The organism is Streptomyces sp. NPDC059649, from assembly GCF_042734445.1.
In the GTDB taxonomy this organism is placed as follows: Bacteria; Actinomycetota; Actinomycetes; order Streptomycetales; family Streptomycetaceae; genus Streptomyces.
In genome coordinates, this window is the sequence record NZ_JBHWDV010000103.1 from 1 (window position 1) to 11,702 (window position 11,702).

The window sequence follows — 11,702 nt, forward strand, 5'->3', positions numbered from 1 at the left end:
AACGGAAGCTCGGTGAACAGGATCGACAGATTGACGTTGAAGCGCGTGTCCGTGAAACCCATAAGGGCCGGCGCTCCTTCCGGATAGTGGAACTGTTTTTCTGCGTGCTGGAACATTGCCCGGACGGTTCGAAGGCTGTCAAGGGGGCTTCGCAGCAATTTCTGGTGAGTCCGGCCCGCCGCGCGTAGGTTGAGCGACGTGCGATTGAGAGTTGAGTTCACGACGGAGCCGTTCGACCTGGACGAGGCGCCGGCGCATGCGGTGGTGGCCCGCGAGATCGTCACGGGCGCCGAGCTGGACGCCGTAGACGTCGGCCCGTTCGGCAACACGGCCGAGGGCGACGCGGATCAGGTGCTCGGTGCGGTGTCCGCGCTGCTGCGGGAATCCCTGCGGGCCGGGGCGACCCGGGTCTCCCTGCAGGTCAATGTGATCGGGGATGCCCGGCGGGGCGAGGGGGGCGCGTCGTGACCGAGCCCGCGGACCACCCCTTCGTCCAGGCGGTCAAGCCGCTGGTGGACGCGATGGGTGGACAGATGGTCGCGCCGGACCAGGCCCGGGGCGACGATGTCGTGCTGGCCTGGGAGGGGGAGGACCGGGTCGCCGTCCGGCTCCCGCACCTGTCGGATTCGCTCGACCACATCCTCGCCGAGCTCCAGCGGCGGCACGGCAAGCCGCTGTCCGAGCTGGACCGCAAGACCAAGCAGTCGGTGGTCCGGATATTGGAATCCCGGGGTGCTTTTTCGGTCCGGCACGGCGTCGAGACCGTGGCGGGTGCCCTTGGCGTCAGCCGTTTCACCGTCTACAACTACTTGAACAGGGAGAACGCCGCGAAGGACGCCGACTGAGGCGAAGCGGGCATACGTCCCGCCCCGGCTGCCGAAGCCGCCGTCCCGTACCGCCGGACGGCGGCTTTTGTGTCACCGAGTTTTCAACAAAGTGTTGACGTGATGTTGCCGGGGGTCTTAGCTGTTTCCAGCCAAGCAGAGCTTTCCAGCACCAGGCCACGGAGGCTTCCCGTGTCTTCGAGCACACCGCGTTCTACGGGGGACGCCCCCGTGCCCCCGGCGGGACTCGCCCGGTTCAACACCTCCGACGACGGTACGGCCCGGTCCGTACTGCACGAGGTGTGCGCCAGCCGGGCATGGGGGAGCAAGATCCTCGCCCGGCGCCCCTACGCCACCACCGACGCCCTGTTCGCCGCCAGCGACGCCGCCATGGCGGAGCTGACCGCGGAGGACCTGGCCGAGGCGATGGCCGGGCACCCGCCGATCGGCCGGCCGAAGCCGGGCGACCCGACCTCGAACCGCGAGCAGAGCGGGATGGCCGGCGCCTCCGACGCGCTCAAGGCGGAGATGCTCGAACTCAACCTGGCCTACCAGGAGAAGTTCGGACATGTCTTCCTGATCTGCGCCTCCGGCCGTACCGGGGAGCAGATGCGTGACGCGCTTCGTCACCGGATCGACAACTCGCCGGAACAGGAGCGGGAGATCGTTCGTGTGGAGCTCGGCAAGATCAACCGCATTCGCCTGACCCGTATCGCGGAAACCGCGGAAGGAGACGCAGCATGAGCAGCGAGACGGCTGCACAGACGTCGGTGTCCACGCACATCCTGGACACCAGCGTGGGCCGCCCCGCGGAGGGCGTCGCCCTCACGCTCTCGGTGCGTTCCGGCGGCGACGGTGCCTGGACCGTCCACGGCGCGTCCAAGACGGACGCGGACGGGCGCTGCAAGGACCTGCCGGCGCTGCCGGAAGGCACCACCCACGTACGCCTCGCCTTCGAGACCGAGGCGTACTTCCTTTCCCATCAGCACAGTTCCGATCAGCAAGCCGAGGAACAGCAGGACGCCCCCCGCGTAAGGGACAGCGGAGCTTTCTTCCCGGAGGTGGCAATCACCTTTGCCGTCAAGCCGGGCGAGCACTACCACGTACCGCTGCTGCTCAACCCGTTCGGCTACTCCGTATACCGAGGGAGCTAGCACCGACATGCCCACGATTCTCGGCCAGAACCAGTACGGCAAGGCGGAAAACCGCGTCGTCAAGATCACCCGCGACGGCGACACGCACCACATCAAGGACCTGAACGTCTCCGTCGCGCTCTCCGGCGACCTGGAGGAGGTCCACCTCTCCGGTTCCAACGCCCACTGCCTGCCCACCGACACGACCAAGAACACCGTGTACGCCTTCGCCAAGGAGTACGGGATCGAGTCGGCCGAGCAGTTCGGCATCCATCTGGCCCGGCACTTCGTGACCAGCCAGGAGCCGATCCACCGGGCCCGGATCCGCATCGAGGAGTACGCCTGGGAGCGGATCGAGACCTCCGACGCCAACTCCAAGTTCATCGGCGCCGACGAGGTCAAGCACTCCTTCGTCCGCAAGGGCCAGGAGACCCGCGTCACCGAGATCACCTACGACGGCGAGCAGTGGCAGGTCATCTCCGGTCTGAAGGACCTCGTGGTGATGAACTCCACCAACTCGGAGTTCTGGGGCTACATCAAGGACAAGTACACGACGCTGAAGGAGGCCTACGACCGCATCCTCGCCACCCAGGTGTCCGGCCGCTGGCGGTTCAACTGGACCGACGACGAGCAGCGGATGCCCAACTGGGAGCGTTCGTACGAGCAGGTGAAGAAGCACATGCTGCACGCCTTCGCCGAGACCTACAGCCTCTCGCTGCAGCAGACCCTGTACCAAATGGGGTCGCGCATCATCAACAACCGCTCCGAGATCGACGAGGTGCGGTTCTCCCTCCCGAACAAGCACCACTTCCTGGTGGACCTGGAGCCGTTCGGGCTCAAGAACGACAACGAGGTCTACTACGCGGCGGACCGCCCGTACGGCCTGATCGAAGCCACTGTTCTGCGCGACGGTGTCGAAGCCAAGATCCCGGTGGATCTGACGAACCTCTGAGGGCTTCAGACGCAGGCGCCGTGCCTCGTGTCCCCTCCCCGCAGCGGGGAGGGGACACGGAATCCGAGGGGAACGACCCATGGCACAGCATTCGCAAGTCCCGCACCACCCCTCGTCCCCGGTCCATCCGGTGGACGAGAAGCCGGCGGCCAGGCGGCTCCTCCCCGCCGCACTCCAGCACATCGCCGCCATGTACGCCGGCGTCGTCACCCCTCCGCTCATCATCGGCCAGGCCGTCGGCCTGGACACCGCGGGCCGGACCCGGCTGATCGCCGCCAGCCTGCTCATCGCCGGGCTCGCCACGCTCCTGCAGACGCTCGGCATCCGGAAGTTCGCCGGCAACCGGCTGCCTTTCGTCAACGCGGCCAGCTCCGCCGGCATCACCCCGATGCTCGCCATCGCCGAGACCACCGCCAAGGGCCACCAACTCCCCGCCATCTACGGGGCGGTGATGGTCGCCGGCGTCTTCTGCCTCGCGATCGGCCCGTTCTTCGGGAAGCTGCTGCGGTTCTTCCCGCCGCTGGTCACCGGCGTGGTGATCACCCTCATCGGGGTCACCCTGATGCCGGTACCGGTCGGCTGGGCCCAGGGCGGCGACCAACACGCCGCCGACTTCGGCGACATGAGGAACCTCGCGCTCGCCGCCTTCACCCTCGTGGTGATCCTGCTCATCCAGCGCTTCACCCAGGGCTTCGTCAAGCAGATCGCGCTGCTGATCGGCCTGGTCGTCGGCACCCTCGCCGCGATCCCGTTCGGGATGGCGAGCTTCGAGGGGCTGCGGTCCGCCCCGATCGCCGCGTTGCCCACGCCGTTCTCCTTCGGCCCGCCCGAATTCCAGCCCGCCGCGATCCTCTCGCTGTGCATCGTGATGCTGGTGCTGATGACGGAGTCCGCGGCCGGCATGCTGGCCCTCGGCGAGATCTGCGACCGGCCCACCACCGGCGCCACCCTCACCCGCGGACTGCGCACCGACGGCATCGCCACCCTCCTCGGCCCCGTCTTCGGCGGCTTCCCGACCAGCGCCTTCGCGCAGAACGTCGGAGTGGTCTCGCTGACCCGGGTCCGCAGCCGGTACGTCGTCGCGCTGGCCGGCGCAGTGCTCCTCGTCCTCGGCGCCTTCCCCGTCCTGGGCGCCGTGGTCTCGCTGGTGCCGATGCCGGTGCTCGGCGGCGCGGGTATCGTCCTGTTCGGATCGATCGCGGTCAGCGGTATCCGTACGCTCTCCGAGGCCGGTCTCGACGACAGCTCCAACATCATCCTGGTGGCCGTGTCGCTCGGCGCGGGCATCATCCCGCTCGCCGCGCCGACCTTCTACGCGGACTTCCCCGCCTGGGCACAGACAGTGCTCGGCTCAGGGATCAGCGCCGGAGCCCTGGTCGCGGTCGCGCTCAACCTGTTCTTCCACCATCTCGGCACCCGGAGCACCCCACGGGCGGCGGTACTGTCAGCCGCCTCGCCCGGCTCCGGCACTCAAATCCCGTAGGGCCATGCCGTGCCCGACCGCCATCACCGAAAGTACGAGGACAGCACCATGGCTGCATCGGCATCCCCTGACAGCGCGGTGAAGCAGCGCATCGTCATCGAGAACTGCGCCATCGCCACCGTCGACGCCGACGACACCGAGTACGCCACCGGCCATGTGGTCGTCGCCGACAACGTCATCGAGTCGCTGGGCGCCGGCAAGGCCCCCGAGGGGCTCGCGAACGTCGTCCGCCGGGTCGACGGCACGGGTCACCTGGTCACCCCCGGCCTGATCAACACCCACCACCACTTCTACCAGTGGATCACCCGCGGTCTGGCCACCGACCACAACCTGTTCAACTGGCTGGTCGCGCTGTACCCGACCTGGGCCCGGATCGACGCGGAGATGCTGGCCGCGGCCACCCAGGGCTCGCTCGGCATGATGGTCAAGGGCGGCGTCACCACCGCCTCCGACCACCACTACGTCTTCCCGCACGGCTCCGGCGACCTGGTGAGCGCCGAACTCGCCGCGGCCGCCGAGATCGGCGCCCGGATCACCCTGGCCCGCGGCTCCATGGACCGCAGCGAGAAGGACGGCGGCCTGCCCCCGGACTTCGCCGTCGAGACCACCGAGGGCGCCCTGCTGGGCACCGAGGAGGCCATCGACAAGCACCACGACGCCTCCTTCGGCTCGATGGTGCACATCGCCGCCGCACCCTGTTCGCCGTTCTCCATCTCCACCGAACTCCTGCGGGAGGGCGCCAAGTTGGCCCGCCGCAAGGGCGTACGCATGCACACCCACGGCTCGGAGACGGTGGAGGAGGAGAAGTTCTGCCACGAGCTGTTCGGCATGGGCCCGACCGACTACTTCGAGTCCACCGGCTGGCTCGGTGAGGACGTGTGGATGGCGCACTGCGTCCACATGACCGACTCCGACATCGCGGCCTTCGCCCGGACGAAGACCGGTGTCGCGCACTGCCCGTCCTCCAACGCCCGCCTGGCGGCCGGTATCGCCCGCGTCCCCGACATGCTCGCGGCCGGCGTCCCGGTCGGCCTCGGCGTCGACGGCACCGCCTCCAACGAGTCCGGTGAACTCCACACCGAGCTGCGCAACGCCCTGCTGATCAACCGCCTCGGCAGCCACCGCGAGGCCGCCCTCAACGCCCGCAAGTCCCTCCGCCTGGGCACCTACGGCGGTGCGCAGGTCCTCGGCCGGACCTCCGAGATCGGCTCGCTGGAGCCCGGCAAGCTCGCCGACCTGGTGCTCTGGAAGCTCGACGGACTCGGCCACTCCTCCATCGCCGACCCGGTCACCGCGCTGGTCTTCGGCGCCGCCGCACCGGTCACCCTCTCCCTCGTCAACGGCAAGCCGGTCGTCGAGGACAACCACCTCACCCACGTCGACGAGGACGCCATCGCCCGCACCGCGCGGGCCGAGGCGCAGCGTCTGGCCCGGATCGCCGCCGAGGGCTGACCCCCGGCGCGGCACCCGCCGCCGACGCAACAACCCCCAACTCGGCCGGGAGGGACGGCTCCCGGCTGAGCTTGTGGATCCGAGCGGGATCCGCAAGCGCCGGACCCCGGGGGTGCGGGACCTCTCGTACCCCCGGGCCGGTCGGTCCACCCCGCCCGTTCCTGCGCCACAAGCGCGGCTCCACCGCTCCACGCTCACCAGGCGACTTCCCCACACGCACCACATGGCAAGCCCTCCGTGACAGCCTCGCCTCGCCGGCCCCGGCGACGCAGAAATCGACAGGAGGCCCGCAGTGGCCGCAATTACCGGGCAGAAGTCGGAGGAGGACCGGAAGCATCCGGTCGATGAGACCCTCCCGCCCTTCAAGATGTTCACCAGCGGCCTGCAGCACGTGGCCGCGATGTACGCGGGTGTGGTGGCCCCGCCGATGATCGTCGGGCCGGCCTGCGGGCTGAGCGCCACCGAGACCGCGTTCCTGATGGGCGCCAGCCTCTTCACCGCGGGCATCGCCACCCTCCTCCAGACCCTCGGTTTCTGGAAGGTCGGCGCCAAGCTCCCGTTCGTCAACGGCGTCTCGTTCGCCGGTGTCACGCCGATGGTCGCCATCGGCAAGGCGCAGAGCCCGGAGCACGCCCTGCCGATCATCTTCGGCGCGGTGATCGTCGCCGGTGTGCTCGGCTTCGTCCTCGCCCCCTACTTCTCCAAACTGGTCCGGTTCTTCCCCCCGGTCGTCACCGGCACCGTCATCACCCTGATCGGCGTCTCCCTGCTCCCGGTCGCCTTCCGGTGGTCCCAGGGCGGCAACGACGCGGCGCCCGACTACGGTTCGCTGACGAACATCGGGATGGCCGCGCTGACCTTCCTGATCGTGCTCGTCCTGCGCCGGGTACTGCGCGGCTTCCTCCAGCAGATCGCCATCCTGCTCGGCCTGATGGCCGGCACCCTGATCGCCATCCCGGTGGGCATCACCCACTTCTCCTCGATCACCAAGGCCAGCCTGATCGGCTTCCCGACGCCGTTCCACTTCGGCGCCCCGGAGTTCGACATCGCCGCGATCGTCTCCATGTGCATCGTGATGCTGGTCTGCATGACCGAGTCGACGGCCGACATGCTGGCCCTCGGCCGGATCGTCGACCGCCCGGCGGACGAGCGCACCATCGAGGGCGGACTGCGCGCCGACACCCTCGGCACGGCACTCAGCCCGCTCTTCAACGGCTTCGCCAACAGCGCCTTCGCCCAGAACATCGGCCTGGTCGCGATGACGAAGGTGCGCAGCCGGTTCGTGGTGGCGACCAGCGGCCTGATCCTGATCGTGCTGGGACTGTGCCCGGTGGCCGCCTCGGTCATCTCGCTGGTGCCGCTGCCGGTCCTGGGCGGCGCCGGGATCGTGCTCTTCGGCTCGGTGGCCGCCAGCGGCATCCAGACGCTGGCCACCGCGGCGATGGAGAAGGGCGACAACGCCCTGATCGTCGCGGCCGCCGTCGGCATCGGCCTGATCCCGATCGCCGCGCCGGACTTCTACCACCACCTGCCCAAGGACCTGCTGGTCGTGCTGGACTCCGGCATCAGCACCGGCTGTCTGGTCGCCATCGCCCTCAACCTCGCCTTCAACCACTTCGGGAGGCGGGACGCGGAGGGGGAGGCCGCGGAGGACACGGAGGCCGCACACGGCGGCGATCCACAGATCCCCCAACAGCCCGACCGCGGCACGGTGGACGGCAGCGGGGAGCCGGCGACGACCGCGGCCCACTGAGGCCCGGTCCCGTGACGTCCGGTCCGGCGGCATTACGGAACCTGCGCGGCAACGGCCCGTAGGGAAGCGGCAACCACCGCTCTCCTACGGGCCGTTGTGATCACAGGGCTCAGTCGATGTGGTAGCTGTCCCCGTAGACCTTCCAGTCCAGCGGCGTGTGCAGATCGAGGTTGCCGTTCTTCAGGAACAGCCGCTGTTCGGTGTCCACCCGGGTGGTGTCGCTGTGCGCCTCCTCCTGCTTCATCGCCCAGACCCGGGCGTCGAGGAAGGCGTTGAGGTACGTCTTCTCGTTGCCGCCCTGGGCCGGCGGCTTCGCCTTGGCCAGCGCGCGCTTGCGGATGCCGGAGAAGCTCGTCGGGTCGTCGCCGTCGCCGTGCATCACTATCGCGTCGTAGTACGCGAACTGGCCCAGGGTGCCGATCCCGTCGGCCTTGCCCTGCTTGACCGCGGGGTTGAAGTAGACCCGGTCCCGCTCGTCGTTCTGCGCCTGCTGGAAGGCCGGGTCCTGGGCGGCCTTCTTCCAGTCCTTGGTGTAGTTGGGGTCCAGGCCCTCGTGCGAGTCGCTGCCGTCCACCTCGCGCAGCGCGGGGAGGTACTTGGCCAGGACGTTGCCGGGCTTGCGCTGGGTGTAGAGCTCGACGAGTTCGAGCATGTCGTGGGTGCCGGAGGTGAAGCCGATGATGCCGCCGGTGTAGCCGCGGCCGTCGCCGATGTCCTCGATGTACTTGTACTGGGCCTTCCAGTCCAGCGAGGAGTTCTCCGCGCTGGAGACCAGCTGCATGGCGATCTCCTTCTTCGCGGGGTCGTCCAGGCCGGTCGCGGCCCGGGCGGTCCGCGCGGCGTCGTGGGCGGCGGCCGGGCGGTGGTGGTCCGCGGGGGCCACCGTGGTGGCGACGGCGGTGGCCGGGACGGCGACGAGGGCGAGGCCCAGCGCGACCCGGACGGTGGTCCGGGAGAGCAGCGGGCGGGTCCTGCTGGTTGTCGATCGGGTGCGCATGGAGTCAGTCCTCCGGTCAGGCGAGCCGTGGGGGGTTCGGTGTCCCCAATCGTTAGGAAGCTTTCCTACCAGACTTGGGGAGGGTCGTACAGCCGTCCGGACGCACCTAACTCCCGTTCCGCGGCTCGCGGTTGGTGCCTCCGGCGCCCCGCCCGGCAGCCCGCGGAGGCCGGTCCGAGGGTGAACGGGCCGCGCCCGGCGCCACCCCGCATCCCGCCCCTCACCCCGTTATGGCCGATATGCTTCCTTCGCCCTGAAATGACGTCAGCCCGTACGGGCGCGCACCGGACCGGTGCCACGGAGAGGGGTTCCGCGGTGAATCAGGAAGCCAACGATCCGCACGGCCGGGGCTCCGGCGCCACGGCCCTGGAGGACACCGTCGACGCCCTGATGGACGGGGTGTGCGCCGACCTCAAGCGGCTCGCCGCCATCCCCTCGATCGCCTTCCCCGGCTTCTCGCCCGAACCGGTCCTCCAGGCCCGCGACCTCGTCGTGGCCCTCCTCAGGGACGCCGGCGTGGCCGACATCGGCGAACTCAACCTCCCGCACACCGCCCCCGTCATCACCGGCCACGTCCCGCCGCCCACCCCCGACGCCCCCACCGTCCTGCTCTACGGCCACTACGACGTCCAGCCGCCCGGCGACGAACGGCTCTGGTCCTCACCGCCGTTCGAACCCACCGACATCGAGGGCGGCATCCGCGCCCGCGGCATCGCCGACGACAAGGCCAACCTCATGGTCCACATCGGCGCACTACGGGCCTACCGCGGCCGCCCGCCGGTCGGCATCCGGATCGTCTTCGAGGGCCAGGAGGAGTACGGCAGTGCCTTCGACGACTACCCGCCCACCGAGCCCGACCTGTTCGCCTGCGACGCGATGGTCATCGCCGACACCGGCAGCATCCGCCCCGGCACGCCCACCCTGACCACCGCCCTGCGCGGCTCGGTCGTCGTCCACGTCGAGGTCCGCACCCTCAACGCCGCCGTGCACAGCGGCGAATACGGCGGTGCCGCCCCGGACGCCCTGCTCGTGCTGCTCAAGGCCCTCGCCACCCTCCACGACGTGCACGGCGACGTCGCGGTCGAGGGCCTGCGCCGCGAACCCTGGCCCGGCACCACCCTCACCGACGACGAGTTCCGCGAACTGGCCGGCGTCCCGCACGGCATCCCGCTCATCGGCTCCGGCGGCCTGGGCGAACGCCTCTGGAGCGGCCCCGCCCTCACCGTCACCGGTCTGGACGCCCCGTCCGTCGAACGCGGCGCCTCGGCCGTCGTCCCGTACGCCCGCGCCAAGCTCAACCTCCGCATCCACCCGCGGCAGGACCCGCACGAGGCCCAGGACGCGCTCGTCCGTCACCTGACGCGGCTGCGCCCCTTCGGCATTCCGCTCACCGTCACGCCCGGGGACACCGGCCCCGGATACGAGGCGGCCACCGACGGCCCCGCCTACCGCGCCGCCCGCACCGCCCTGCGCCGCGCCTGGGGCGCCGAACCCGTCCACACCGCCACCGGCGGCTCCATCCCGCTCGTCAACGGCCTGGCCCGGGCCGTACCGGAGGCCGAGGTCCTGCTCTTCGGCGCCGAGGACAACCTCTGCAACCTGCACGCCCCCGACGAGCGCGTACTGCTCTCCGAACTCCGCGCCGCCCTGCTCGCCGAGGCCGCCTTCTTCGCCGAATACGCCGCCACCCACCGCGCTTGACGGGTCGGCTCAGCCCTCGACGTCGGCCGTGCGCCGTCGGACGTCGGCCATCAGCTTCTCCAGCAGCGTGATGAGGGCGTCGCGTTCGTCCGCCGACAGATCGCTGACGAGGCTGGCCTCGCGGCCCAGGACGGCGTCGACGGAACGCTCGATGAGCGCGTGGCCGTCGGGCGTCAGCGACACCAGCACGGTCCGGCGGCCGGTGGCCCCCGGCCTTCGCCGGACCAGGCCGTCCCGTTCGGCCCGGGCGACGCGCTGCGAGATGGCGCCGGCGGTCACCAGCGTCAGTTCGGCGATCTCGCGGGTGCTGAGGGTGTACGGCGGCCCGGAACGCCGGATGACGGACAGCAGGTCGAGGGTGGCCGCATCGATCCCCGCTTCGCGCAGTACCCGGTTGCGGTCGTTGGCGAACAGCTTCGCCAGCCACCACAGGGGCGTGACGATCTCGATCGACTCGGTGGGGGTGCCGGGGCGTTCCCGCCGCCAGGCCGCGGCGATCCGTGCGGCGGGATAAGCGGGCACGAAGTCCCCTGCTGCGGAGCTGGGTTCAGCCACGGTGCGACCCCTTGATCCGTTGCGTGTACGGTGGTGTTTAGGTCTAAACGTAGCAGCGAGGAGGAGGACCCGTGACCCGCACCGTGCTCGTCACCGGAGGAACCAGCGGCATCGGCCGCGCCATCGCCGCAAGGTTCGCCGCCGACCGGGCGGAGGTCCACATCACCGGACGTCACGCCGACACCGTCGCAGCGGCCGCCGAGGAACTGGGCGTGCACGGCGCGGTCTGCGACGCCACCGACCCCGGCCCGGTGGCCGAACTCGCCGCCCGTTTCGGCGAGTTGGACGTCCTGGTCAACGCGGCCGGCGGACTTCCCCAGGGGGCGCCGGACGACGGATCGGCCCTGGAGGCGGTACTGGCCCAGTGGCAGGCCAACCTGGCGCAGAACCTGCTGGGCGCGGTCCTGACCACGACCGCGGTTCAGGACAAGCTCACCCCGGGCAGTGCCGTCCTCAGCATCGGCTCCATCGGCGCCGAGCGGCGGGGCGGCTCCTACGGCGCGGCCAAGGCCGCACTGGCCGCGTGGAACGCCGCACTGTCGGCTGAGCTCGGCCCCCGGGGCATCACCAGCAACGTCATCTCCGCCGGCTACATCGCCGGCACCAACTTCTTCCACGGGCAGCTGACCGACGAGCGGCAGAGCGCGCTCGTCGCCGAGACGCACAACAAGCGGCCCGGCACGGTCGAGGACATCGCCGAGACGGCGTACTTCCTCGCCTCCCCGGGCGCCCGGCACATCACCGGCCAGACCCTCCACGTCAACGGAGGGGCCTTCACCACGCGGTGAGGCGTGGGTCCGGGGAACGCAGCGCCCGCCGCCGGGTCACCGGACCCGGCGGCGGGCGCTGCGT

General features: G+C 70.2%; 12 protein-coding genes. 10 read left to right on the forward strand and 2 right to left on the reverse strand.

Annotated elements, in window-relative coordinates:
• The first annotated feature begins 198 nt into the window (after positions 1–198).
• The 8 genes from ACFV1J_RS39770 (at position 199) to ACFV1J_RS39805 (ending at position 7,597) form a co-directional block, all read left to right on the forward strand.
• A complete protein-coding gene (locus tag ACFV1J_RS39770) occupies positions 199–468 on the forward strand; it encodes a hypothetical protein (RefSeq protein WP_385866793.1) in 270 nt (89 codons plus the stop codon).
• Positions 465–845 (forward strand): helix-turn-helix domain-containing protein, encoded by a 381-nt coding sequence (locus ACFV1J_RS39775; protein WP_385866795.1) that lies wholly within the window; start codon positions 465–467, stop codon positions 843–845. The genes ACFV1J_RS39770 and ACFV1J_RS39775 overlap by 4 nt, the downstream gene beginning before the upstream one ends.
• A 210-nt stretch (positions 846–1,055) precedes the next feature.
• The gene (gene uraD / locus ACFV1J_RS39780; RefSeq protein ID WP_385866796.1) at positions 1,056–1,568 is read left to right on the forward strand and encodes a 2-oxo-4-hydroxy-4-carboxy-5-ureidoimidazoline decarboxylase; all 513 of its coding nucleotides are present in this window, start codon (positions 1,056–1,058) and stop codon (positions 1,566–1,568) included.
• On the forward strand, positions 1,565–1,978 hold the full coding sequence (gene uraH, locus ACFV1J_RS39785; protein ID WP_385866798.1) for a hydroxyisourate hydrolase: 414 nt from the start codon (positions 1,565–1,567) through the stop codon (positions 1,976–1,978). The genes uraD and uraH overlap by 4 nt, the downstream gene beginning before the upstream one ends.
• 7 nt (positions 1,979–1,985) lie before the next feature.
• The gene (gene pucL, locus ACFV1J_RS39790; protein ID WP_385866800.1) at positions 1,986–2,909 is read left to right on the forward strand and encodes a factor-independent urate hydroxylase; all 924 of its coding nucleotides are present in this window, start codon (positions 1,986–1,988) and stop codon (positions 2,907–2,909) included.
• Between the two features lie 79 nt (positions 2,910–2,988).
• Positions 2,989–4,392 (forward strand): nucleobase:cation symporter-2 family protein, encoded by a 1,404-nt coding sequence (locus ACFV1J_RS39795; protein WP_385866802.1) that lies wholly within the window; start codon positions 2,989–2,991, stop codon positions 4,390–4,392.
• Positions 4,393–4,440: 48 nt separating this feature from the next.
• Positions 4,441–5,844: an 8-oxoguanine deaminase gene (locus ACFV1J_RS39800; protein WP_385866804.1), complete on the forward strand. Its 1,404-nt coding sequence runs from the start codon at positions 4,441–4,443 to the stop codon at positions 5,842–5,844.
• Positions 5,845–6,136: 292 nt separating this feature from the next.
• On the forward strand, positions 6,137–7,597 hold the full coding sequence (locus ACFV1J_RS39805; RefSeq protein ID WP_385866806.1) for a nucleobase:cation symporter-2 family protein: 1,461 nt from the start codon (positions 6,137–6,139) through the stop codon (positions 7,595–7,597).
• A 109-nt stretch (positions 7,598–7,706) separates the two neighbouring features.
• On the opposite strand, the gene ACFV1J_RS39810 is transcribed toward ACFV1J_RS39805, so the two are convergent.
• Complete coding sequence (locus tag ACFV1J_RS39810; RefSeq protein ID WP_385866808.1) at positions 7,707–8,594, reverse strand: chitosanase; 888 nt, start codon at positions 8,592–8,594, stop codon at positions 7,707–7,709.
• Positions 8,595–8,909: 315 nt separating this feature from the next.
• On the opposite strand from ACFV1J_RS39810, the gene ACFV1J_RS39815 reads away from it, so the two are divergent.
• Positions 8,910–10,295, forward strand: coding sequence for a M20/M25/M40 family metallo-hydrolase (locus ACFV1J_RS39815; protein ID WP_385866811.1), 1,386 nt, complete (start codon positions 8,910–8,912; stop codon positions 10,293–10,295).
• A 9-nt stretch (positions 10,296–10,304) separates the two neighbouring features.
• Here the strand turns inward: ACFV1J_RS39815 and ACFV1J_RS39820 are convergent, their stop codons facing one another.
• Positions 10,305–10,850, reverse strand: a complete 546-nt coding sequence (locus tag ACFV1J_RS39820) for a MarR family winged helix-turn-helix transcriptional regulator (protein WP_385866814.1) — start codon at positions 10,848–10,850, stop codon at positions 10,305–10,307.
• Positions 10,851–10,921: 71 nt separating this feature from the next.
• Here ACFV1J_RS39820 and ACFV1J_RS39825 point away from each other — a divergent pair, with 71 nt between their 5' ends.
• Entirely contained in the window at positions 10,922–11,638 is a 717-nt protein-coding gene (locus ACFV1J_RS39825) for an SDR family NAD(P)-dependent oxidoreductase (RefSeq protein ID WP_385866816.1), read from the forward strand.
• Positions 11,639–11,702: the final 64 nt, after the last annotated feature.